This is a genomic window from Streptomyces lydicamycinicus (genome assembly GCF_000829715.2).
Taxonomy (GTDB): Bacteria; Actinomycetota; Actinomycetes; order Streptomycetales; family Streptomycetaceae; genus Streptomyces; species Streptomyces lydicamycinicus.
Window position 1 is genome coordinate 184,308 of record NZ_BBNO01000007.1, and the last position, 23,914, is coordinate 208,221.

Annotated in this window: 17 protein-coding genes; 13 read left to right on the top strand and 4 right to left on the bottom strand. The window is 69.7% G+C overall.

The genetic code is table 11. From position 1 onward, the window contains the following. The 11 genes from TU31_RS23335 (at position 1) to TU31_RS23385 (ending at position 13,596) form a co-directional block, all read left to right on the top strand. Positions 1-2,916 carry a helix-turn-helix transcriptional regulator gene (locus TU31_RS23335; protein ID WP_042157985.1) on the top strand — a complete coding sequence of 972 codons (2,916 nt, stop codon included), beginning with the start codon at positions 1-3 and terminating at the stop codon, positions 2,914-2,916. A 315-nt stretch (positions 2,917-3,231) separates the two neighbouring features. Next, complete coding sequence (locus TU31_RS23340) at positions 3,232-3,612, top strand: hypothetical protein (RefSeq protein ID WP_042157988.1); 381 nt, start codon at positions 3,232-3,234, stop codon at positions 3,610-3,612. Between the two features lie 78 nt (positions 3,613-3,690). Next, entirely contained in the window at positions 3,691-4,398 is a 708-nt protein-coding gene (locus TU31_RS23345; RefSeq protein ID WP_158894620.1) for a hypothetical protein, read from the top strand. Positions 4,399-4,440: 42 nt separating this feature from the next. Then, entirely contained in the window at positions 4,441-4,833 is a 393-nt protein-coding gene (locus TU31_RS23350) for a hypothetical protein (protein WP_042157992.1), read from the top strand. Positions 4,834-4,872: 39 nt separating this feature from the next. Beyond that, positions 4,873-5,253, top strand: a complete 381-nt coding sequence (locus TU31_RS23355) for a hypothetical protein (RefSeq protein WP_158894623.1) — start codon at positions 4,873-4,875, stop codon at positions 5,251-5,253. A gap of 130 nt (positions 5,254-5,383) precedes the next feature. Then, on the top strand, positions 5,384-5,914 hold the full coding sequence (locus tag TU31_RS23360) for a DinB family protein (protein ID WP_042158843.1): 531 nt from the start codon (positions 5,384-5,386) through the stop codon (positions 5,912-5,914). 129 nt (positions 5,915-6,043) lie between these two features. After that, complete coding sequence (locus tag TU31_RS23365) at positions 6,044-6,601, top strand: PadR family transcriptional regulator (protein ID WP_042157996.1); 558 nt, start codon at positions 6,044-6,046, stop codon at positions 6,599-6,601. A gap of 110 nt (positions 6,602-6,711) precedes the next feature. Then, positions 6,712-8,433 carry an acyl-CoA dehydrogenase family protein gene (locus TU31_RS23370; protein WP_042157998.1) on the top strand — a complete coding sequence of 574 codons (1,722 nt, stop codon included), beginning with the start codon at positions 6,712-6,714 and terminating at the stop codon, positions 8,431-8,433. 295 nt (positions 8,434-8,728) lie between these two features. Further along, the gene (locus TU31_RS23375; protein ID WP_042158000.1) at positions 8,729-11,446 is read left to right on the top strand and encodes a caspase, EACC1-associated type; all 2,718 of its coding nucleotides are present in this window, start codon (positions 8,729-8,731) and stop codon (positions 11,444-11,446) included. 171 nt (positions 11,447-11,617) lie between these two features. Next, entirely contained in the window at positions 11,618-12,289 is a 672-nt protein-coding gene (locus TU31_RS23380; protein ID WP_042158844.1) for a hypothetical protein, read from the top strand. Beyond that, positions 12,286-13,596, top strand: coding sequence for a sensor histidine kinase (locus tag TU31_RS23385; RefSeq protein ID WP_042158002.1), 1,311 nt, complete (start codon positions 12,286-12,288; stop codon positions 13,594-13,596). Before TU31_RS23380 ends, TU31_RS23385 begins: the two co-directional genes overlap by 4 nt. A 92-nt stretch (positions 13,597-13,688) precedes the next feature. Here TU31_RS23385 and TU31_RS23390 read toward each other — a convergent pair whose 3' ends face one another. From TU31_RS23390 to TU31_RS23405, 4 genes are read right to left on the bottom strand one after another with little or no spacing between them, the layout of a single operon-like run. Further along, positions 13,689-15,341, bottom strand: a complete 1,653-nt coding sequence (locus TU31_RS23390) for a flavin monoamine oxidase family protein (protein ID WP_042158003.1) — start codon at positions 15,339-15,341, stop codon at positions 13,689-13,691. After that, positions 15,338-17,224 (bottom strand): alpha-keto acid decarboxylase family protein, encoded by a 1,887-nt coding sequence (locus TU31_RS23395; RefSeq protein ID WP_042158007.1) that lies wholly within the window; start codon positions 17,222-17,224, stop codon positions 15,338-15,340. The genes TU31_RS23390 and TU31_RS23395 overlap by 4 nt, the downstream gene beginning before the upstream one ends. Beyond that, a complete protein-coding gene (locus tag TU31_RS23400) occupies positions 17,221-19,350 on the bottom strand; it encodes a flavin monoamine oxidase family protein (protein WP_052719019.1) in 2,130 nt (709 codons plus the stop codon). Before TU31_RS23400 ends, TU31_RS23395 begins: the two co-directional genes overlap by 4 nt. Positions 19,351-19,356: 6 nt before the next feature. Next, entirely contained in the window at positions 19,357-20,829 is a 1,473-nt protein-coding gene (locus TU31_RS23405) for a Dyp-type peroxidase (RefSeq protein ID WP_219819214.1), read from the bottom strand. Between the two features lie 616 nt (positions 20,830-21,445). On the opposite strand from TU31_RS23405, the gene TU31_RS23410 reads away from it, so the two are divergent. Further along, entirely contained in the window at positions 21,446-21,928 is a 483-nt protein-coding gene (locus TU31_RS23410; protein ID WP_042158013.1) for a hypothetical protein, read from the top strand. Positions 21,929-22,336: 408 nt separating this feature from the next. After that, on the top strand, positions 22,337-23,452 hold the full coding sequence (locus TU31_RS23415) for an IPT/TIG domain-containing protein (RefSeq protein ID WP_052719020.1): 1,116 nt from the start codon (positions 22,337-22,339) through the stop codon (positions 23,450-23,452). Positions 23,453-23,914: the final 462 nt, after the last annotated feature.

Sequence of the window (23,914 nt, forward strand, 5' to 3'; positions counted from 1 at the left end):
GTGACGTTCGCACATTCCCGTGACGCATGCGGTGACGACTGGCCGTTGGTGGGGCGCGAACGCGAACTCGCTGCCATGGACGCCGTGGCCGCCGACGTCTTGTCCGGCCGTCCTCGCGTCGTACAGCTCGAAGGGTCGGCCGGTATCGGCAAATCGGCCCTGCTGAGCACCTGGTGGGACCGCAACGGGCAGTTCCGTGTGCTGCGGGCCCGCTGCCACCCCCTGGAGCGCGCCTTCGCCTTCGGTGCCGTCCGGCAACTGTTCAAGCCGCTGCTGGCCGCGGTCTCCGATACCGACCGGGCACGCCTGCTGGAAGGGTCGGCGGCGGCCACGCTGCGGGCCCTGGACGACGACGCCGCCACGGATCCGCTGCCGGAGAGCGCCGATGTGACGGCATCGACGCTGCGGGAACTGGACGCACTGGTCACCCGGCTGGCCCGCCGGCAGCCCCTGCTCCTGGCCGTGGACGCCCTCCAGTGGATCGATCAGCCCTCCCTGCGCTGGCTGGTCCACTTCATCGGGCGGGCGGACAGCCACCCCGTGCTGATCGCCGTGACCACCCGTAGCGCCGAGGGCAGACGGCTCGATCCGCTGTTCACCGAGCTCGTCCGGCCCGCGAACTGCCACACCATCGTCGTGGAGCCGCTCGACGTGGACGGCGTGGGGCAGTTGGTGCGGACGCTCTGGGGCGCCGACGAACCCGACGCGGCCTTCTGCGCCGCCTGTCACGCCGCCACCGGCGGGCATCCGCTGTTCGTCCGCGCCCTGCTCCACCAGGCACAGCGCAGCGGTGTGAAGCCGACGACGGAATTCCGGGACCGGATCCCCACGGTCACCCTCTCCACCCTCGGCGGGGAGATCTCGCACCGGCTCTGCCAGGCGTCCGACGAGGTCGTGGCGCTGGCGCGGGCACTGGCCTTCCTGGGCGACCGCAAGCCGCCGGAACTGCTCGCCGCGTACTGCGGGACCGGGCGGGCCGTGGTGCAGTCCGCCGCCGAGGAGCTGCGGTCGCTCGGCCTGCTGCGGGCGGACGGCGACCCCCGCTTCACCCATCCCGTCGTCCGCGACACCGTGCTGGCCACGCTGTCACCCGAGGAACTCGGCGTCGGGCATGCGCGGGCGGCCCAGGTGTCCTGTCTGAGCGGGCGCCCCGACGAGGAGGTCGCCGCCCATCTGCTGGCGGCCGGCCCCGTCCACGGCTCCTGGGTCCTGCCGGCGCTGCGCCGGGCGGCCACCGAGGCACTGCGCCGCGGTGCGCCGGAGACCGCCGTGACCTATCTGCGCTCCGCGTTGCACCAGCCGCTGGACGAGCCCGAGCGCGCCCGGGTGCTCCTGGAACTGGGCACCGCGGCCAGCCATTACGATGCCGCGCTGGCCATCTCCTGCGTCACCGGCGCGCTGGACGGGCTGACCGAAGAGGCGGCCCGCAGCGACGCCCTGGGGGTGCTGGCCTACTCCCTGCTGCTCTCCCGGGGGCCCCGGACGGACCTGTCGAGCGTGGACCGGAAGCTCGCGGCATTAAGCGAACGGCCCACCTCGGGCCCCGGTGCCGCCGACCGCGAGCTGGCACTGCGGATGAGTGCGCTGCGCTCGTGGATGGAGTTCGAGCGGCCGTCCGCCACCGGCCCGGCACCGGCGCCGTCCCCCGGCAGGGACGACGACCTGGCCGACCGCACCGCGGGCGAACGCCAACTGCTCGCCATCCGCGCCTTCCACGCCCTGCGCGCGGCCCTGCCCGCCCCGTACGTCACCGCTCTCATCGAGCGGGCGTCGGTCAATCTGCCGGCGTTCTCCCACGACCTGTTCCCGCTGCACTACTTCGTCGCCCAGACGCTGCTGTACCTCGACGAGCTCGATACGGCCGACCGGCTCAACCGCCATCTGACCCGGGAGATCTCGGGCCGGGGCATGGAACTGCTGGTCTCCTCCCTGACGGTCTACCGCGCCGTGCTGGCGCTGCGCCGCGGAAACATCGCCGAGACCCTCGCCGCGGTTCAGGACGCCGCGGACCACGCGTCCCCCACCGGGCGGCTGCCGTACGCCCTGACCCTGGACACGATCAGGATCGACGCCCTGCTCGCCCGGGGCCGGGTCGAGGCCGCCGAGGAAGTCGCGGTCACGCATGCCGTGGCGGGGCAGACGGAAGTGGCCTGGGAACGGCCCCGGTTCCTGATGAGCCTGGCCGCCCTGCGGATCGCCCAGGGCGAGCCGCGGTCCGGGCTCTCGTTGCTCCGTGAGTGCGGTCACCACAGTGAGGCGCTGGGGACGGTCAGCCCGGCCATGTCCCCGTGGCGCTCCCGCGCGGTCCCCGTCCATCTCGCCCTGGGGGAAGCCGATTCGGCGCAGGCGCTGGCCGAGCAGGAGCTGGACCTCGCCCGGCGCTGCCGGCTCCCACGGGCCCTCGGGGTGGCGCTGCGGGCGGCGGGGGCGGCGGCAGCGGGCTCCCGGGGGCTCGACATGCTGGCCGAAGCCGTGACCGTGCTCCGGCCCACCCCCGCCCGCCTCGAACTCGCCCGCGCCTGCCACGACTTCGGTATCGCCCTGCTGCGCCGGGACGACAAACGCGGCGCCCGCAGAACCTTGCGCGAGGGCCTGGACCTCGCCGTCGGGTGTGGGGCCACGGTGCTCGCCACGCGACTGGAGGAGGGGCTGCACCTCGCCGGCGGACGTGTCGCACGGTCCGGGAGCCAGGGAATCGGGGGGTTGACCGCGGGGGAGGAACGCGTCGGCATCCTCGCCGCTCAGGGATACAGCAACAAGCAGATTGCCGAACTCCTCGTCGTTTCGCTACGGACCGTGGAAACCCATCTCACCGGCGCCTACCGCAAGCTCGGCATCACCGGACGCCCACACCTGGCGGCGGCGATGGCTGAAGCGGGCAGGCTCCGCGGGGGGAGCGATCCGGCGGATTCTTGAGCGCGGTCGCACGGTCAAAGGCCCCGCACCCCGGTCAGAAGCCCCTCACCGTCTTTCGGGTGAGGGGCTTTCGGTTTGTCCGTGGGCGGCCGGTGTTCCTGTGGTCCGCCGGCAGCGGGAACCGTGGTTCCTCGTGGTCGGAAGCCGTGGTTCCCGCCCGGCCGTGGCATTTCTCGTGGTTGCCCCGAAGGGGAATGTCCGGGGACCGAAGTCTTAGCCGGATCCCATTGATTCGGTGGATCTCTCATGACTTACTCATCGCACGGCGTCGAATTATTGCGGCGCCTCCGGACAGCGCAAGAGGGAGTAACAACCGTGAAGGTCAACCATCGGGCTGTATTCGGTCTTCTCGCGGTGGGGGCCGCGTGCTTCTCCACCGTACTCTCCGCGCCCGCCGCTTATGCGGGTTCCCAGAACTACATCCAGATCACCAACCACGCCGGCATTCTCGCCAATACCTGCTACAAGTGGCGTGATGCCGAGGGCAAGAACTACTGCCACAACGTCCGGCCGGTGAACGACACCTGGAAGGCATATTTCCCCGAGGAAGCGACCGGCGCAAAGATCGATCTCAGCACCAGCGTCGTCGACTACGCCACGGTGGACACCGCCGCGGTGACCGACACCAACCGCAACCACTGCTTCGAGATCACCGGGCTCGTGGACCGGCCGAAGCTCCAGGAAACCGGCTGCTGAACCACCCGGAAATCGCAGGGAGCGCCGCCGTCACGCCTTCCTGCGCATCGGAATGACCCAGAACAGAGCGAGGAAACGTTGATCTCCACATCCACCTCCGCATCCCGCATGGCGCTCACCCTCGGCGCTGTCGCCGCCGCGCTCGCCCTGGCGGCGCCCGCGGCATCCGCCGCCCAGGGCTCCAGCCTCCCCGACGTCAATGGCCACACCGACAAGTGGGTGGAGGAAGGCAGCCCCTCCGTCACCTACGACAACGGATACCAGGTGAATTCCGCGGAAGAGGTCAAGCGCGCACTGGAACAGTGCAATGACAGCAGCGTGTCCTGCTCGTCGACGACCCTGGAATCCAAGCAGGTGACCAAGTGGTTCGACGTGGACAACGCCGGTATGGGTGTCGGGCCCATCCAGAACTGCAGCCCTGGCGCCGCGGAGATAAACCAGACGCTCAGCGGCACCCGCACCTTCAGCTGGGGCTGGAATGTCGGTGCCAGTGTCGATATCACCCTGATCAAGGACAAGCTGGGCGTGGGCGCCTCCGCGCAGTACAGCCAGACCAACACCGAGTCGAAGAGCGGCGACATCAGGATCACCGTCAAGCCGGGCCAGAAGGGGATGCTCCAGATGGGCCATGACATGGAACAGCGCGTCTCCGATGTGACCATCCAGGGCGGCGAGTTCGGCGGCGCGAAGATCTCCGCACTGCGCACCGAAATCCCGCTCAACAGCACGGCCCGCGCCGACACCGACGTGGTCGCCTGCGGCGCCGCCCTCAAGAACGGGCGCTGAGCCGCCGCTCCCACGCGCTACACACTCACGAAGGGGCATTCCGTGCGGAACATCAAGAAGTCGGCGGCCTACGGGGTCGCCGCACTGGGCCTCGCGCTGGTCGGCGGCGCGATGACAGCGCCGTCCGCCGCGGCCGCGGGCTCGGGCTCGGGCAAGTACATCGGCTTCTCCAACAAAGGCTGGTTCATCGCCGAGACCTGCTACCACTGGACGAATTCGACCACCCCGGACTCCTGCGACAAGGGGAAGGCCATCGGCACGGACTGGCGGGTGGAAATCCCCGATGACGCCCAGGGCGTCAAGGTCGAGGTGACGGTGGACGGGCAAATAGCGGGTGACAATGTGTCGCCGCACATCACCGACTTGAGCCGCAATTACTGCTACGAGCTGAGTGGCTACACCTGGGGCCCGAAGAGAACCGACAAGACCTGCTAGGGCGTGCCCGGACCATTGAAGCGAGAGGTGAACTCCAGCATGCGAAGCAAGAAGCGTTCCCTGGCATACGGTGCTGCCACCCTGGGCCTCGCCCTGGCCGGCGCGGTACTGACGGCACCCTCCGCCACTGCCGCCTCGGACAACTACCTCCAGTTCGACCACCAGGCGGCGTCGCTCATCGACACCTGCTATGAGTGGCAGGGCCCGGAGGGCATAGAGAAGAAGAACTACTGCCACAACGTCCGGCCGGTGGGCGACAGCTGGAAGGCGTATTTCCCCGCGGAAGCAACCGGTGTCACGGTCCAGGTGCACTGGTCGGGAGGCTCCACGCCGCTGTACATCAAGGAGCCGGACAAGAACCACTGTTACCGGATCGAAGGAATTCTCCCCAACATCCACGTCCTCGACCTGAAGTGCTGAGCGACTGACCCCGGGGCCCGTCGGCGTCTCCCGCCGACGGGCCCTCTGCATTCCACCGGACGGCGGTGCCCGGTGGAACTGCCCGCCCGAACCCTGGACAGGTCACCCCCGCCTCCATATGGTCCTCATCATGGTCCACAAAATTGAACCCGCCGCTGAGCCTCCGGTGACTCTCACCAGCCCCTACGACTTGCTGACCGGCTATCTCGATTTCTACCGGAACACCGTGCTGCGCAAGCTGGAGGGAATGTCGGACGCGGAGCTGAGGGCCAGCCGAATGCCCACCGGATGGTCGCCCCTCGGATTGTTCAAGCACTTGGCCTGTGTGGAATTGCGATGGCTGCAATGGGGGTTCGAGGGCGAACACATCGAAGAACCCTGGGCCGACCTCAAGACCCGTCCTGGAGTGTGGCACGTCGCCCCTGAAGAATCATTCGAGGACTGCAGAAAATTCTTCCTGGAGCAGTGCGCCCGATCCCGCGCCATCGTCGCCGCGACCCGCCTGGAGGACCGGGCAGCCACCCTCGGCGGAAAGGTCCCGCCCGACGAAGACCGCCCCACCCTGATCTGGATCCTCTTCCACCTCCTCCAGGAGTACGCCCGCCACGCGGGCCACCTCGACATCGCCCGTGAGCTGGCCGATGGGGCGGTGGGGGAGTAGGGGCGTTTCCCGCGACCACACGACGCCACGCCGGGCGCCGGGCCCTCACCCCGCCCCGCCCGGGTGAGCCGCGTCTCACCCCCGCGGCGCCTCTTGTCTATGCAACGAGTTGCATAGAAGGATCGGGGTATGGCGCTTGAGCACGCGATCCTTGTCTCCCTGCTGGAGAAGCCGGGCTCCGGCTATGAGCTGGCCCGGCGGTTCGAGCGGTCCATCGGGTACTTCTGGACCGCCACCCACCAGCAGATTTATCGCGTCCTCAAGCGCATGGAGAGCGACGGCTGGATCGATGTCCGCGAGGTGCCGCAGCAGGCCCGGCCGGACAAGAAGGAGTACTCCGTCGCCGCTCTCGGCCGGACGGCGCTCGCCGAGTGGCTGCACGAGCCGATCGAACCGGAGAGCGTCCGGCACGACCTCGCGGTGAAGATCCGCGGTGCGGCCTTCGACGATCCCGCCGCGCTGATCCGTGAGGTCGAGCGGCACCATCAGATCCACTCCGACCGCCTCGCGCACTACCTGGCGGGGGAGCGGCGTGACTTCACCGGCCCCGAGGCGCCTGCCACGCCCGACGCGGGCCAGGAACTCCAGCACGTCGTACTGCGCGGCGGCATCGCCTACGAGCGCATGACACTCGACTGGCTGGACGACGTACTCGCCACCCTCCGCCGACTCCGACCCGAGCGTTGAACCGGCGCCGGGTGAGCAACACGTTTGCCCGGCTGCCGCGTTCGGGTCAGCTCCCGAGCTTTCCCCGTCCACCACCGCAAACCGCAACCTGAGCCGGAAAGGCGAACATCATGGCCGACCCGCTGCTGTTCAACCCCCGCACCTACGACCCGGCGCACTTCGACCCCGAGACCCGCCGGCTGCTGCGCGCCACCGTCGACTGGTTCGAGAACCGCGGCAAGCGCCGGCTGATCGAGGACTACCGCTCCCGCGCGTGGCTGTCGGAGTTCCTCGAATTCTCCAGCAAGGAAGGGCTGTTCGCGACCTTCCTCACCCCGGCCTCCGCCGCCGACGGGCAGCAGGACAAGCGCTGGGACACCGCCCGGATAGCCGCCCTCAACGAGATCTTCGGCTTCTACGGGCTCGACTACTGGTACGCCTGGCAGGTCACCATCCTCGGCCTCGGCCCGGTCTGGCAGAGCGACAACGCCGCCGTCCGCAGCCGTGCGGCCGAACTCCTCTCCCAGGGCGAGGTGTTCGCCTTCGGCCTGTCCGAGAAGGCCCACGGCGCCGACATCTACTCCACCGACATGCTGCTGGAGCCCGACGGTGCCGGCGGCTTCCGCGCCAGCGGATCCAAGTACTACATCGGTAACGGCAACGCCGCCGGACTCGTCTCCGTCTTCGGCCGCCGCACCGACATCGAGGGCCCGGACGGCTATGTCTTCTTCGCCGCCGACAGCCGCCACCCGGCCTACCACCTGGTGAAGAACGTCGTCGACTCCTCGAAGTACGTCAGCGAATTCCGCCTGGAGGACTACCCGGTCGCCGAAGCCGACATCCTGCACACCGGCCGCGCCGCCTTCGACGCCGCCCTCAACACCGTCAACGTCGGCAAGTTCAACCTCTGCACCGGCGCCATCGGCATCTGCGAGCACGCGATGTACGAGGCCGTCACCCATGCGCAGAACCGCATCCTCTACGGCCGCCCCGTCACCGCCTTCCCGCACGTCCGCCGCGAGCTGACCGACGCCTACGTCCGCCTGGTCGGGATGAAGCTGTTCAGCGACCGTGCCGTCGACTACTTCCGCTCCGCCGGCCCCGACGACCGCCGCTACCTCCTCTTCAACCCGATGACGAAGATGAAGGTGACCACCGAGGGCGAGAAGGTCATCGACCTGATGTGGGACGTGATCGCCGCCAAGGGCTTCGAGAAGGACACCTACTTCGCCCAGGCCGCCACCGAGATCCGCGGGCTGCCCAAGCTGGAGGGCACCGTCCACGTCAACCTCGCCCTGATCCTCAAGTTCATGGGCAACCACCTGCTGAACCCGGCCGAGTACGCGCCCGTGCCGACCCGCCTCGACGCGGCCGATGACGCGTTCCTCTTCCGGCAGGGACCGGCCCGCGGCCTGGGCGCCGTACGCTTCCACGACTGGCGCACCGCCTACGACGCCTTCGCCGCAGTGCCGAACGTCGCCCGCTTCCGCGAACAGGCCGACGCCCTCTGCGAGTTCGTCACCACCGCCGCCCCCGACGAGGAGCAGAGCCGCGACCTCGATCTGCTGCTCGCCGTCGGCCAGCTGTTCGCGCTGGTCGTCCACGGCCAGCTGATCCTGGAGCAGGCGCAGCTGACCGGCCTCGACGAGGATGTGCTCGACGAGCTGTTCGCCGTCCTCGTCCGGGACTTCTCCGCACACGCCGTCGAGCTGCACGGCAAGGACTCCGCCACCGCGGCACAGCAGAGCTGGGCGCTGGGCGCGGTCCGCCGCCCGGTCGTCGACGACGCCCGTTCGACGCGCGTCTGGCAGCGCGTGGAGGCACTGTCCGGGGCGTACGAGATGGCCCCGTAACCACGCCGCGACCCCCTGCCGGTGCCTCGGTCCGGCAGGCTCAGCCCCGTCCGCGCAGGTCGGCTGAGCCCGCCGCGCCGGGGCGCCGCCGCGCGAGCGCCGCCCTTCGCACCGACGGACGCCCGGGACTTCCCCGGCCTCCGCACGCGCACCCGGAGACCCCTCTAGGATCGGCATCCTGATCAGTTCGCGCGGCGGGCGCAGGCCCGGGAGAGGGGTACGCGAGCGTGCAGCCCGTGAGTCGCCCGCCGTCCGGAGACGGAGCCGGCGGAGGCCGGACGGATCAGCGGTCACCGTGACGATCCTCCCTTACCCCGCTGCCTCGCAGGCCCTTCTCATCGGCGTCCATGACTACGAGAGCATGCCGGCCCTACCTGCCGTCGAGCGCAATCTGGCCGGGCTCACCGGGGCGTTCACCGACCCGGAGTTATGGGGACTGCCGCCCGCGCACTGCGTCGCCCTGTCCCAGCCGCCGAGCGCCCAGGACGTGCTCGACACCCTCAGCCGCGTCGCCCTGCGCGCCACCGACACCTTGGTCGTCTACTACGCCGGGCACGGACTCATCGACCCGTACAGCGACGAGCTGTATCTGGCGCTGCCCGGCTCGGACCCGGAGCGGCTCTACAGCGCGCTGCCCTTCGAATGGGTGCGGAGGGCGGTCCTGGACCCGCGGATCGGTGCCCGGCACAAGGTGGTGATTCTGGACTGCTGCTACAGCGGGCGGGCCCTGCTGGGCGGCATGAGCGGCACCACCCAGGTGGCCGATCACGCGCTGATCGACGGCACGTCCCTGATGGCGGCTTCCGCACGGACACGGAAGGCGCTGTCCCCGCCGGGTGAGGAATTCACCGCGTTCAGCGGCGAATTGATCACCGCGCTGACCCAGGGGATCGCCGACGGCCCGCCCCTGCTGGACATGCAGACCCTCTACCGGCACCTCTACACCGCGCTGGCGGCCAAGGCCAGACCACTGCCCCAGCAGCGCAACCGCAACACCGGCGGGCTGATCGCCCTGGCCCGGAACCGGGCTCACCCCGCCCACGCCGCCCCGCGTCCTCAGCCGTCGGCCGAGCCGTCACCGCCGCCGGCCGAACCGGCCCCCGCGCCCACTCCCGCCCCCAGCCCCGACGTGCACAGCGAGGACCGCCCGCAGCCGCGGACCCCCGCACCCCGACGGCACCCGACGCCGAATGCTGCCCGCGCCGCCGACGGGCAGAGTTCCCCGGGACGTCCGGCCTCCGTCCGGGCCAGGACCGTCGCGGTGGTGTCGGCGGCCCTCCTGGTCGCGGGAGTCTCCGCCACCCTCGCTCTGCTGAACGGTGCGCAGGGAGCATCCGGCGGAAAGTCCAAGGACGGCGCCACCGAGGCCACGTACAACGCCGCTGTCGGCCATGTCCTCAAGAGAGGGGGCCGCGAGGGCGGCACGCTGAAGTTCGGCAGCGCCGCCGATGCCGACTCCTGGGACCCGCAGCGCAGCTACTACAGCTCCGTAGCGAACTTCGCCCGTTACTACACGCGTCAACTGGTGACCTACGACCCGAAGTCGAAGGGCACCGCACTCACACCGGATCTGGCCACGTCCAAGGCCAAGATCACCGACCACGGCCGGACCTACACCTACACCCTGCGCAAAGGGGGCACCTGGGAGGACGGGTCGCCCGTCACCTCCGAGGACATCAAGTACGGCATCGAGCGGCTCTGGGCGACGGACGTCATCACCGGCGGACCGAGCTACCTCAGGGAGGTGCTCGACCCCGAGGGAACCTATCGGGGCCCGTACAAGGACACCTCGGCGAAGGGCCTGACAGCGATCGAGACGCGCGGTCCCGGAACCATCGTCTTCAAACTGCCCCGGCCCAACGGTGACTTCGAGCAGATGCTCGCCATGATCGCCGCCTCGCCCGTGAAGAAGAGCCAGGACACCAAGGCCAAATACGGCCTCAGACCGTTCTCCAGCGGCCCGTACACCTTCCGTTCGTACCGTCCGGGCGCATCGCTGGAGCTGGTGCGCAACCCCCACTGGAAGCCGGGGGCCGACCCGATCCGCAATGCCCTCCCGGACACCATCACGGTCAGGATCACCGGCGATCAGGAGTCCGTGGACAGGGGGTTGGTCAGCGGCGATTTTGACCTGGCGCTGGGTACCGCAGGGCTGGGACCGGCCGCCCGAGCCAAGGCGCTGTCGGACCGCGACCTCAACAAGAACCTGGACAACCCGCGGTCCGGCTTCGTGCGCTACGCGGCCTTTCCGCAGGCGGTCAAGCCGATGGGGAACCTCCACTGCCGCAAGGCGGTTGCCTACGCCGCCGACCGCAGGAATCTCCAGACCGCGCTCGGCGGCACCGCCGCGGGTGGCGACCTCGCACCGAGTCTGCTCCCGCCCGGCATCAGGGGCGCCGACCCCGCCTTCGATCCGTACGGCGTGCGCAAGAACGGCGGCGCGCCGGATCCGGCGAAGGCCAGGGACGAGCTGAAGAGGTGCGGCCGGCCGAACGGCTTCGCGACCACCATCGCGGTGCGCAACAACCGGCCGTCGGAGATCGACGCCGCCGAAGCGCTGACGAGTGCGCTGGGCAGGATCGGCATCGAGGCGAAGGTCGACCGGTTCGACGCGGCGCGGATGTCCGCCCTCGTCGGGGCGCCGAACGAGGTGCGGAAGCGGGGCTACGGCATCGTCATCACGAGCTGGGGTGCCGACTTCCCGACGGGGCAGGCCTTCTGGCGCCCGCTCGTCGACAGCCGGACGCACCCGCCGAGCGGCAACGCCAATCTGGCCGAAGTCGACTCCCCGGCTCTCGACAAGCTCCTCGACAAGGCCGTCGCCGCATCCGACCCGAACACGGCCGGTGCGGCCTACGAGGAGATCAACCACAAGGTCTCCGAGGAGGTCTATTACCTGCCGTTCGTGCACGGCAGGTACGTCAGCTGGCGCAGCCCGCGGCTGACCGATGTCCATGTCGCCGATGTCTACGGTGGCTACGACTATGTGCGGCTGGGCGTCCGCGGAGCCTGACACCGCCGGCTTCACGGGACAAGAAGTCCGATCCTTACTTTTCTGTCATATCGGATATCTCTGGCTGTTCGGTGGAGTGCAGCGACTATCATCCGGACAAGCTCAGCCCGCACCACGACTGGAAGAGATGTGCTTCTGCTCCGCTCCTTGCGTTCCCCGGGGCCGGTACGGATGACGTCGCTCGCACTCGCGGCGACGGGCATCGTGGCGCTGGTGGGCGGCTGTACGGGGAGCGGGGAGCCGAGGAGCGCCGGCCCCACCTCGGCCGCCTCCGCCCCGGTGCGGCTGTGGCCGGATCGCAAGCCCGCGCCGCAGCCCGAGCGGGGCAGGGGCGAGAACCTCCCGGCCGCCGTTCCCGGCGTGCCCCGGGTGCCGTCCGGGGACATCCGCAAGGCGCCGCTGCTCACCGTCGTCAAGGCGCAGGTGGACGCCGGCTCCGCGCTCGACGGCGGACCGCAATTCGACTCCGCCACCGAGAGCAGGATCAATGCCTGCGCCGACGCACCGGACCACTGCCCGGTGCGAAAACCGCAGTACCAGGATCTGACCGGTGACGGGAAGCCCGAATTGATCGTGGGCATCGAGGCGCTGGACGACTCCCTGGCGCTCTGGGTCTTCACCCTGCGCCACGGGGTGGTGACCCGGATCATGGACGCCGGCGCGACTCCGCTCTCGGTGGAGGTCGCGAACGGCGATCTGATCCTGCGGGAGCCCACGGGCACCCCCGGGTACGCCACCCGCACCGTCTACGAGTGGGACCCCCGGACGCAGGCCATGACGCTGCGGGCCATGGAGTTCGACGAAGCGGACTCCACCACCTCCGCACCGAAGAGGACGCCATGAGCGCCCGGCCTCGTGCGCGGCTGCGGCTGCCCGCATGGACGGCGACGCTGTACTGGAAGTTCGCCGTCTTCGTCATCGTCATGTGCTGTGTGCTCGCCACGGTGGTCGGCGTGCTGGTGCACGTCCTGGTCGGCAGGCAGTCCGAAGAGCAGGCCCGCAGCGCCGCCCTGGCCGAGCTCGACACCGTCGCGGCGGCGTATGTCGCCGGGGAGCCGCTCGGCCGCAACGCCGCGGTGAACCCCGCCGACCTCCCCGCCTCGCTCCGCACCATGGCGCGGCACGGCGAGCGCGGCACCCAGCTCGGCGAACACCGCGGCCGCCCGGTGATGTGGGCCGTCACCCCCGCCGACGGCAAGGCGCTGGCGGTCCACCTCGACCACACCCAGCGAGCCGCCGCGCTCCGCGGGCTGGACCGGGCCATCATCGGCTCCTCGGCCTTCGCGATCGCCCTCACCCTCCTCGTCGGGCTGTTCGCCGTCTCCCGTATCACCCGTCGGCTCCACCGCACGGCCCAGGTCGCCCGCAGGATCAGCACCGGCGATCTCGATGCCCGGGTGGACGATCCCCGGGTCCTGCGTCCCGATCAGGCCCAGGACGAGGCCGCCGCGGTGGCGGCCGCACTCGACGCGATGGCCGCCGCACTCCAGGCCAAGCTGAACAGTGAGCAGCGTTTCACCGCCGATGTGGCGCATGAGCTGCGCACCCCGCTGACCGGGCTGCGGGTGGCGGCCGAGTTGCTGCCGCCCGGCCGTCCGACCGAGATGGTGCAGGACCGGATCGGGACCATGAGCCGGCTGACCGAGGATCTGCTGGAGATCTCCCGTCTCGACGCGGAGGTGGAGCAGGCCGACATCGACCTGCATCAGCTGGGGCCGCTGGCCGAGCGTGCGGTGCCGGCCACCGGGCCGGCGGCCGAGGTCCGCATCGAGCGGGACGCCCGGGTGGAGACCGACCAGCGCAGGCTCCAGCGCGTACTCGGAAACCTCGTCTCCAACGCCCACAAGCACGGCCGCCCGCCGGTGATCCTGACCGTCGACGGCCTGACCATCACCGTGCGGGACCACGGCGACGGCTACCCCGGCCGGCTCCTCGACCACGGACCCCAGCGCTTCAGCAGCCACTCCGGAAGCGGCAAGAAGACCGGCCACGGCCTCGGCCTGACCATTGCCGTCGGCCAGGCCAGGGTCCTCGGCGCCACCCTCCACTTCTCCAACGCACCCGACGGCGGAGCCATCGCCGAACTCACCCTCCCCCCATCGCCCCCGGCCCGGGGCCTCCAACAGCCGACGGGAGCGGACGACTCCTAGGGGGTGTCCGCAACCGCTCAGCGCGCGCAGGCCCGGCCGGCAGTCACATCTGCCGGCCGGGCCCCGCACCGCTCGGGCGCGTCAGCGGTGTCTCAGAACAGACCCTGCGTCAACGCGACCGAGTCGGGTACCGCGACCTCCTCGGGGGCGGTCAGGGGCATGATGCCCAGGATCTGATGGACGACGTAGTGGGCCGACATCATGGCGCCTTCCTGCCAGCCGGGCAGGGGGGAGATCTGGTCGCCGGTGACGAAGAAGGCGTCGGTGCCCTCGGGTTGGAGCAGGCGTTTGTACGCCTTCTTGTGGGCGGGCTGTTGTGGCTTCCAGGCTGCCCAGCCGCCCAGTTGGTAGGGCACCTTGTGCCAGGCGATGGAGATGCCCTGCTTGTCGGGGACGAGATCCTTGTTCTTGAATTCCGGGTGCAGTTGGATGGCGCCTTCGCGGGCCAGTTGCAGGCGTTTCTCGGGGGTGAGCTTGCCGAGGGTCTCGGCCGCGGTCCCGAAGTTGTAGGCGCCGGTCAGGGTTCCCTTGTCGGAGAAGTAGTCGTTGGACGGGTACCACATCTGGGTGATGTTGTGACCGGTCCAGCTGATTCCGCCGTAGATGCCCTCGGTGTCGTCGCAGCCGCCGAGGTCGCCTTCCCAGAAACGGCGGTTCGCCTGCCAGCCGACCTTGCAGGTCTTCTCGAACTCCACGGCGCGGAGCGCCTGCTCGAAGGGGTCCGAGAAACGGGTCAGTTTGATGGTGCGGAGCACCGGGACCGGGATGTTGCTGACGCAGTAGCGGGCGTCGTCCTGGAGCTCGTCGTCGCCCTTGCGGTACTTGAGGCTGACGCCGAGGCCGCGCGCACCGATTTCGATCTCGCGGACCTCGGCGCCCAGCACGATCTTCGCCCCGGCCCGTTTGGCCTCCCGCGCCAGTGCCTTGACGATGTGGTCCATGCCGCCGACCGGCTGGAACATCGTCGCCTGCCACAGATAGTCGACGGGCTGGTAGAAGCGGGTCTTCCAGAAGCCCGAGTGGACCAGGTCCTCGAAGGACAGCGGTGGGGCCGGGGCCGGCCATTCCGCGATCTCGGGGCTGTCCAGATAGCCGGAACGGGTCGAGCCCCGGTACTTGCCGTTGGCGTCGAGCGCGCCGAACACCCTTAGCAGGTCGCGGAGTTCACCGGTGAAGGTGTCCCCGCCGACCAGTGTCTCGGCGAGCTTGGCCGCGAGGTGGCCGCGGGTGTCGTTCGCCACCCGCCGGTTGGGCCAGGTCACGTCGGCATGCGGCGGCCGGACCCGGTTCGCCGTGGTCTCCATGACGTACGGCTCCAGCGCCACACCGAAGTCCCGGCAGTACTTGAGCACCCGGCGGTGGTGGTACGGGATACGGCCGGGCCCGAGGTTGAGGTACAGGCCCTCGTCGAACTCGCAGCGGTGTGTCGGGGTGGGGGTGCCGTGCTCATCGAGCTCGTAGAGCTGGTCGCCGTGGCGGGCGGTGCGGTTGCGTCCGCCGATGCGGTCCTGCGCTTCCAGGACCGTGACCCGGTAGCCGAGCATGCTCAGCTCGTACGCCGCCGTCAGGCCCGCCACACCGGCGCCCAGGACCAGCACCTTCGCGTTCGCTCCCGGGGTTCCGGCGGGCCGTACGGTGCCGGTCCAGCCGGTGGCCTCCGGCCCGGACAGCCCGCTCATGGCGTGCCGCAGGGCCTTCGCCGAGTCGTCCACGGGGGCGCCCGCCGTGGGCTGCCGGGCGGTCATCGTCTGCTCCGTTCCGACGCCGTGCCGGCGGGCGGCGGACAGTTCTCGGCGACCTTGTACTTGAGTGCCTCGGGATAGTCGTGCCGGTCCAGCTGCACCCGCACCACGATCGGACCCTGGTTGATCGGGTCGCTGGGTTCGGCGATCCGCGCCAGCAGGGTGGTGAGTTCGTCGTGCCGACGGACCGCGAAGCCGTGCATCGGGTGCTTGGCGGAGCCGAAGACGTCCGCGAGCTTCTCGTACCGCCAGGGGTGCAGTTCGTTGTAGAAGTCGGCGCCGTCGGAGCGCGGTGCGCCGTCCTGGTAGTAGCAGGGGTGGACCAGCATCTGCTCGATGCCGTAGAACGCCTCGTTGTCCAGGACGAACACCACCGGGCGCAGACCGTGCCGCACATGCGTGGACATCTCCTGGCACGTCTCCTGGAACGAGCCGTCGCCGACGAAGACCATCGGCCGCTTTTTCGCCCGGCTCCGGCCGAGCGCCACCCCGGTGGCCGCGCCGACCGAGTAACCGATGGACAGCCAGCTGTTCTGCGCCACGTACGAGGCGCGCTCGGCCATCCGCAGATTCATCGAGCCGATCAGCGCGAACGCGGCGTCGCACACCACCGTGAACGGGTTGCTGCGCTCGTCCGGCGGCTCGCTGGTCTGCGCTTCGAGGAAGGCGTTGAGGTGCCGGAAGAGGCTGTCGTACGTCACGTTCTCCGGGTACGGTCCGCCGGTCTGGGAGGCCAGGTAGGCGGCGGTGCTGTCGGGGACCGCGAGGCCCGCCTCATGGGCACGGGCGAAGTAGTCCGCGGCGAAGGCACCGTCTCCGAACTCGGCCAACAGGCGCTCCCGCAGCGCGGGGAGGAACAGCGCGAGCTGCACATCGGGGAAGTACGAGGCGCCGACATGCACCCCGTCGTGGGCGGCGACCGCCCAGTCGTCACCGATCGACCGCACGCCGCCGAGGTTCTTGGACGTCGCCCACGAGCCGAGGCCGATACGGCAGCCCGCGTTGTTGAAGACCTCGGCGACCTTCGGGTTGCTGGCCTTGCCGTTGTAGACGCCGGAGAAGCCCGGGGTGTACTCGGACACCACGGATTTGGCGCCGATGGTGGTGCAGAACGGGATGCGGGTCTCGTGCACCAGCCGCTCGAACTCGTCGGACAGCCGGAAGCGGTCGATCTCCTCACCGGCCCACAGGATCGGGTTGCCGTACTCCCGGATCAGCTCCACACAGGCCTCGACCGCGCGGTCGAGCATCTGCTGCTTCTTCACGGTGACGGGTCGCTCGCGGCGCGTCAGCCGGCCCTGCGGCGGGGGACACTGCGCTCCCCAGACGTCATCCATGATCTCCAGATAGACCGGCCGGCGGTGCGAGAGGCACGCGGTGATCGCACTGTCGATCTGGGTGGGGGCCAGCCCGGGGTTGGAGATGGCCTGGGCGTCCACGGTCACCTGGCGGTAGACCTCCAGGTTGCTCTCCGGGCGCTGCGACATATGTGAGGTGAGCAGGCCGATCGCCTGCTGGTTGAGCCACTGCTCGTAGGAGGGAGCGGCGTTGATCGCGATCAGCGGGACATACTCGGCGAAGGCCCCGCCGATCGAGTTGAGCAGGTTGAACGCGCCCACGCTGTAGGTGACCGCGACGGCGCCGATGCCCTGCTCGCCGAGCGCGATCTCCGCGTCGGCGGACTTCACCCGGGCATATCCGTCCGCGGCCTGGCCCGCGCCGCCCTCGGTGGGGGTGCCCACCCAGCGCACCGTGGTCTTGTCGTGCAGGGTCGACAGGAACGGGCCCAGGTGGTCGCCCGGAACGCCGAACAGATGGGTGATGCCGAGCTGTTCCAGCCGACGGGCCAGATACTCGGCCACCGTGCAGGTCGGGGAGGTGGTCATGACGTCAGCACCCCCTCGCGCGGCTGATCCGACGATCCGGCGGCGGCCCGGCGCTCGCGGGGAGCCGTGGCCCGTGCGCCCATGATGCTCTCGTCCGCAGCCGGCGCCTCGTGGACGGCGAGGGCGGCACGTACGGCCGTCTCCACCGCACCCTCGATCCAGGCGTGCTTGAGCGACACATGCTCACCCGCGAAGTGCACCGGCCCCTCGGGCCGCACCACGTCGAGGTGGAAGCTGGTCATCTGATGCGGGGTGTAGACCGCGGCCTCTCCGCAGGCGTACGGGTCGCGCAGCCAGCTCTGGGTCTGACCGGCCCCGGTGTAGAAGACCTCGATCCGGCGGCCGTGCACCGACTGGAGGTTGAGCAGGGCGTAGCTGTAGCGCTCGGCGTCCTCGAAGGAGTCCCAGCGCGCGGCGTCGTCCGACCAGGAGTAGCCCGCCAGCACCACGCCGCCCTGACTGCCGGGGACGGGGTGTGAGGGGTAGTACATGAAGCGGTTGGGGTTGTCGGTGGTGGAACCTCCGCCGTAGGCATGCGTGGCCGGGCGAACGCCGCCGCCCAGCGGGGAGTTGCGGTAGTACTCCACCTGCTGCGGGCTGATGCGCTTCTCGTCCACGCTGGGGTGGGCGCCCAGCAGCCCCGTGGGCAGCTCCCGCAGGCTCTGCGGAACGGCCAGCGCGGCCTCGGCGTCGTCCTCGCCCCGCTGCTGGTAGTAGTCGTACAGCCCCGGCGCGATGGCGTCGAGCTCCCGCTTCCAGTCCTCCTCGGTGAACTCCCACCAGCGACGGGAGAATTCCAGCAGCACCTTGGTTGCCTGGTCGTAGTGCGTCTCGATGACGGCCCGGCGCTTCTTGTACGAGAACGGCGGGGTCACGGTGGTGAACCGCAGGCTGGAGAACGGGATCGTGACGATCGCCAGATCCCCGGTCCAGGTCTCCACCGGACCTTGCGGATCGCCCTCGGGCACGGTCTGGATGGCGACGGCGGGACCACCCGGTCCGGCGAGTCCACCGTGATGGCCGTCGCGGCCCGGGTCGTAGTACTCCAGCCGGACCATCCGCTGGCCCATCACGATCTGGTCGCGCAGATCCTTGGCGAGCGCCTCCGGGAGCTTCCGGCTGCCGCCCTCGATCTCCCAGTAGGTGGCGGTGGGGTCGATGTCGCTGCGGCCCAGGAAGCTGTGGAAGAAGGCGAGGTGCAGCCGCGAGGTCATGTTCTCGATCGTGCCGATCGCCTCGATGGCCTCATCGCTGAACCCGGCGTACTCGCGCAGGAAGCGGCCCATGGAGAAGCCGTCGAAGTCGCGGATGACCCCGGCCCAGCCGTCCAGCCACTCCTTGAACGGCTTGTTGACGCGCTTTCCGTCGCTCTGCAGCACGGAGTAGTAGTCGCGCACCGGCTCCAGCGCCTGGTTGACCATCTCGGACACGGTCAGCCGCGATTCGCAGCCGGTGAGGTGGAAGCCCTCGTTGATCTGGGACGGGTCCTTGGCGTAGTGGGCGCGGCGCACCTGGGCACGGTTGGTGCGGATCCAGGTCTGATTGCGCTTGTCCGGCTCCCGGAACTCGGGGCTGGGGTCGCCGTACGTCCAGATCTTGCCGTCCTTGAACGACTTGTAGATCACCGGCGGGACGGGAGCGGTCTGATTGCCCGTCGACGGGTCGATGTCGACATTGAAGAACAGCCGCCGCTTCAGGCCGAGTTTGTCGATCAGCGCCAGCGTCAGCGGATGGAAGCTGGGCAGCCGCATCGCCCCGGCCTCCGCGTACTGCGCGGGGTCGGTGAAGGGCGGCGGCTCGCCCTTCTTGGCGTGGAAGGTCTTGATGCGGCCGCCGACCCGGTTGGCGTTGGCCTCCAGGATCGTCACATCGTGACCGGCACGGGTCAGCAGATCGCCGGCCACCAGACCGGCGATGCCCGCTCCGACGATCAGGATGCGCTTGGGGACGGCGGGGCGCTCCAGCCCCTTGTCGATCAGTACTTCGAGGTAGCGCAACTTGAGGTCTTCGTTGGCCGGCTCGGGGCCGACCAGCAGCAGTTCGCGGGCGAGCTGCTCATAGGTCTTCTCGTTGGTGCGCTCGGCTCCGGTGCGCTCACCGCGGAGGTCTCGGCGGATGTCGGTCACGGCGGCTCAGCCCTTCCCGTCCAGGGACTCGTTCGCGGCGAGTCGGCGCAGAGTGCTGATGGAAGGGGTGAAGGCGTACACCGCACCGGTGGTCTGCACGAACCGGTTCATCGAGACGGTGCCTTCCTCGCCGTCGGCCAGCACGATATGGGCGTCCGGGCTGCCGGAACCGCCCTGCCGGATGGTGCCGGTCACCTTGTCGATGCCGTTGGGAGAGCCGGGATCGCCCGGCAGGAAGTTGGGGTTGTTCGACCAGGCGCGCTGGAGGAACTCGAACTGCCGCTCCAGCGAGGTGCCGTAGCACACGAACATCAGGCCGCGGTCCGCGTCCGCCTTGCCGGCCGAGTACGCGGGGCCGTACGGGATGCCGCGGCGCATGACGCGGTGCTTCTGGGTGGGCTCGAAGTGCCGGGGATGCGACCTGCGGATGTGCGCGGCGCACGGGGTCTGCTTCCCCTGGCCGTCGTTCTCGTAGGTGAAGTCGTTGCGCTCCGGACCGACCCCGGTCACCGGGTTCTCGCCCTGTGCGAGGGGCGTGCCGTCCTTCTTACGGCCGACCAGACATGCGCCCAGCAGCTCGGGGGAGATGGCGTGCGGCCGGAACTTGCCCGCTTCCCGTTCCACCGCCTCGTTCCAGCCGGGGACGTCCTGCCGCAGTCGGCGCACCACCTGGAGAGAACCGTTGTCCATCCACGTGGGTGCCTCGGGCGGTGCTCCGCTCTCACTCTGGTGACCGAAGACGAACTCGCCGGGCTCCACGAGGGTCGACCCCGGGCGGTTGTCCCGGACACCGGGATTCTCCCGGTCCTCACGGTGGAAATCCTTGACGCCCGGCTGCGAAATGGCGTCCTTGTACCCGAAGTGCTCATGCCCCCGCAGATCTCCGGTCAGGGTGCGGCCGTCGTCCTGATGGACCAGGGTCACCCCGTGCGCCGAATCAGCGGCGGCGATATTCCGGAGCTTTTCGTTCAGCGCCTCTTCCGTGTCCGCGGCGACGATCAGCACGGCGTGTACGCCGTTCCGGTCCGAGCCGAAATGCCAGTGCTCGGGCGCACTCGTCCCGTCGTCGCCGAGGTCCGGAGCCCGTCCGGCCGCACCCTTCACAAACGACTCGAACGGCGCCAGATCCTGCTTCACCTTCTCGGGTTCCCGGGCTACCTGGAGCAGGCCCTGGAACGTCAAGGACACTCCGACCCAGGTCGCGACGAGGAACGGATCCTGGCCGTAGGCCCGGCGGGAAAGCGAGAACTCCTCGTTGAAGTCCTCGACCGTGGCGGTCACCGAGACCGTGTTGAGCATGACGGACAGCCAGCCACGCCCACCCGCACCGTCGGGGAAGCGGACATAGCGGAACGCCATATAGTCCTTGTTGAAACCGGAAAGAATGTTGCCCTGGATTTCCATGGATCTGCGCAGGGGCGGCTCCGGAAGCTGTTCGATGTCCGGGGCACCGGTCGGGCGCAACGAGGTAGTGGTCACTTCTCTCCTTCAGGGGAGCTGCGGGTGCTCCGGGGGTCTCGGGTAATTCGCACGCAGGCGAAGCCGGCTCCCGGCATGCAGAGGCGGAGGTCGGTACGGAAGAGGTACAGGGGCACACCAAAGACAGCCGGTGCACGGCCTGTGTCGCCAGCCCAGCACCGAACCTGCCACCTCGCAGGAGCACCGACGCCAATCGGAGCACCCGGTCACCCGTTCCGGTGAGGGACCTCGCCGACCCGGTGCCGCGGGACCTCGCCCACCCGGCGCCGCGAATCGGAGAATCTACCCGCCTGGGCGGTGCCCTCATGCCCCCAGCCGCTCCGCACGGAAGCACTGGTCCGCCGGGGCTGCCGCGGGCGGCCGGACCGCATACGGGGCACGGGCCACACAAGGCCGGGAGCGCCATGAATGCGCCCCTCTTCGCGCCCCTGGATCACTACGTTTGCGCTGTTCACCACCCGTACCGAGGGGCGGTGCCGCGCCCGGTTCGGGCGTGGGTGCGGGCCTTCACACCTTCTGTTGAAGGCCCTGGGGCGCGGCCTCGGAGCGACGGGAATTCAGCAGATCCTTCTCCGTGGTCGGGCGCGCTGCGCGCCCACGACGGAAGGACACGGCTATGCGACGCACCATCGTCGGCACCTGCGCTGCCCTCGGGGCACTGGCCATCGGGCTGGCCGGCCCCGCCACCGCCGCCCCGGTTCCGGTGACGGCGCTCAACTGCGATGGCGACACCTATCAGTGCACGGCCAACCTCCGCTTCGGTGACAACAATTGGAAGGCCAGCTGGGGCGCGAACATCTTCCATCAGACGCCCCGGTCCGCCTCTCGCGCGCCGGTCCCGGTGACCGCGCTGAATTGCGACGGCGACACCGGAAAGTGCATCGCCAACCTGCAATTCGGTGACGGATACTGGCGGGCGAGCTGGTCCGCCACCATCTTCCACCAGGGGCTTCGCTCCGGCGATGGCACCCGGCTGGCGGCTCCGGTCCCGGCGAACAGCCTGAACTGTGACGGCAACATCGGCAGGTGTTCCGTCAATCTCCAGTTCGGCGACGGCAATTGGAAGGCCAACTGGCCCGCCACCATCTACCACCTGTAATCGGCCTACCCCTCGGTGAGGGGACCGAGCGGCAGGACGGGAACGGGCCCGGGGACGCACACCATGCGTCGCCGGGCCCGTGCGCGTACCTCCGCGGTGGCCGTCCGTACGCAGCGGAAACAGCCGTATTCCCGCACGCCCGCCGGCCGCACCCACGGCGTGGAAAACGGGGCGGCGGAATACCCGCGTACGCCGGGAAGCGATGCGGGCGTGACGCTCATCTACGTATTGTCATTTTGATCGCCGAACGCATCATTGCTGTCACGTACACGCCTTCTTCCGATCCGTCGGGAACCCTACCGTCGCAGGACCCAAACATTCGACGGCGGCAACTTCCGCTCCGCGATGGCCCGTTCACGAATCGACTCGTGGAAGGGCGGCGGAGTGGCGGCTGCCCAGGGAGAAGTCATGTCCGAAGTCATACAGCAGCAAGGAATTCCGCAGGCCTCGGGCTCCTGGCCCGGCGGGGACGGGGGCGGGGGAGACTGGCCCAGATATCCCAGACTCTACGACGCCATTCCGGACTCCGGACCGACCGCCGGGGGAAACACCGTCCTGCTCACCGGGTCCGGCCTCCTGGGTACGAGTCTGGTCACCTTCGGCGGTGTCCCCGCCACCGTCGTCGCCCAGGACCCCTACGGCAATTCGGTCACCGTCCTCGCACCGGCGCACGCCGCGGGCACCGTCCAGGTCATCGCCACCACCCCCCGGGGCAACTCCAATTCGGTGAGCTACACCTACACGGTCACCCCGCCGACCGGTCCGACGGTCACCGCCCTCGTGCCCAACACCGGGTCCACCGCGGGCGGCACCGCGTTCGCCATCATCGGCACCAACCTCACCGGCGCGACGGTCACCTTCAACGGCGTCGCGGCCCTCGGCGTGTCCGTCAACGCCGCGGGCACGGTGCTCACCGGCACCACACCGCCCGGCCCGGCCGGCAACGTCCCGGTCGTGGTCACCACACCGGCCGGCACCACCACCGTCGCCGGCGGATTCACCTACACGGCACCGCCGCCCGTCGCCTTCTCGCTGTCGCCGTCGTCAGGCAGCACCGCGGGTGGTACGGCGTTCGTGATCACGGGGAGCAATCTGAACGGCGCGTCGGTCACGTTCAACGGGGTTGCGGCGACGGGGATTTCGGTCAACGCGTCGGGTACGGCGCTGGTCGGCTTCACCCCGGCCGGTGTGCTCGGCAACGTCCCGGTCGTGGTCACCACACCTGCGGGCAGCGCCACGGTCGCGGGTGGGTACACCTACACGGCACCGCCCCCGCCGGTGGTGACCCTGCTGTCGCCGCCGGCGGGCAGCGCCGCGGGTGGTACGGCGTTCGTGATCACGGGGAGCAATCTGAACGGGGCGTCGGTCACGTTCAACGGGGTCGCGGCGACCGGGGTTTCGGTCAACGCGTCGGGTACGGCGCTGGTCGGCTTCACCCCGGCCGGCCCGCTCGGCAACGTCCCCGTCGTGGTCACCACCCTGGCCGGCAGCACGCTCGTCGGCGGCGGATACACCTACGTGTGAGCGGCCGCTTCCCCAGCGGCCCCATGGAGCGGCCGGGGTCCGGGGGAGTCCGCTGCCGCGATGACCCGGCGAGCAGTGCCACCGCGCCTCGGCAGGGATCGTCCCCTTCCGTTCCTGGCGGACCGAGGCCCGGGCGTGTTCTTCCGGTGTGTGGGTGACGGATGACACGCCCGGGGTGGCACTCCGGCGAGGTGAGGGCCTTTCGGCCCGGTGTGGAGGGTGACATCCGCGCCGGCGCCGGGAGGCCTTTGCGCGTGTGCGGGCGGCCGATGGGGGGCGGCGCAGCTGCCCGCACCGCCCGCCCCGGAGTGTGATCCGCGCCACTCCTGCCGCGGGCGAGCCGCCAACGTCGCAGGTCAGAAGCTCAACGTAAGCGGGCGACTGCGCATGGTCATTTTGGTCCGCGGATCTGATTAACAATCACGGCCTGGCGAGCGGTCTAGGGGCAAGAGATGCGGTCTT

What these genes read in the sequence shown, in the direction of transcription:
- TU31_RS23380 (WP_042158844.1), top strand. Translation starts at nt 11,618, where the DNA reads ATGACGTCGCTCGCACTCGCGGCGACGGGCATCGTGGCGCTGGTGGGC.
- TU31_RS23360 (WP_042158843.1), top strand. Translation starts at nt 5,384, where the DNA reads ATGGTCCACAAAATTGAACCCGCCGCTGAGCCTCCGGTGACTCTCACC.
- TU31_RS23410 (WP_042158013.1), top strand. Translation starts at nt 21,446, where the DNA reads ATGCGACGCACCATCGTCGGCACCTGCGCTGCCCTCGGGGCACTGGCC.
- TU31_RS23395 (WP_042158007.1), bottom strand. Translation starts at nt 17,224, where the DNA reads ATGACCACCTCCCCGACCTGCACGGTGGCCGAGTATCTGGCCCGTCGG.
- TU31_RS23415 (WP_052719020.1), top strand. Translation starts at nt 22,337, where the DNA reads ATGTCCGAAGTCATACAGCAGCAAGGAATTCCGCAGGCCTCGGGCTCC.
- TU31_RS23365 (WP_042157996.1), top strand. Translation starts at nt 6,044, where the DNA reads ATGGCGCTTGAGCACGCGATCCTTGTCTCCCTGCTGGAGAAGCCGGGC.
- TU31_RS23390 (WP_042158003.1), bottom strand. Translation starts at nt 15,341, where the DNA reads ATGACCGCCCGGCAGCCCACGGCGGGCGCCCCCGTGGACGACTCGGCG.
- TU31_RS23385 (WP_042158002.1), top strand. Translation starts at nt 12,286, where the DNA reads ATGAGCGCCCGGCCTCGTGCGCGGCTGCGGCTGCCCGCATGGACGGCG.
- TU31_RS23355 (WP_158894623.1), top strand. Translation starts at nt 4,873, where the DNA reads ATGCGAAGCAAGAAGCGTTCCCTGGCATACGGTGCTGCCACCCTGGGC.
- TU31_RS23370 (WP_042157998.1), top strand. Translation starts at nt 6,712, where the DNA reads ATGGCCGACCCGCTGCTGTTCAACCCCCGCACCTACGACCCGGCGCAC.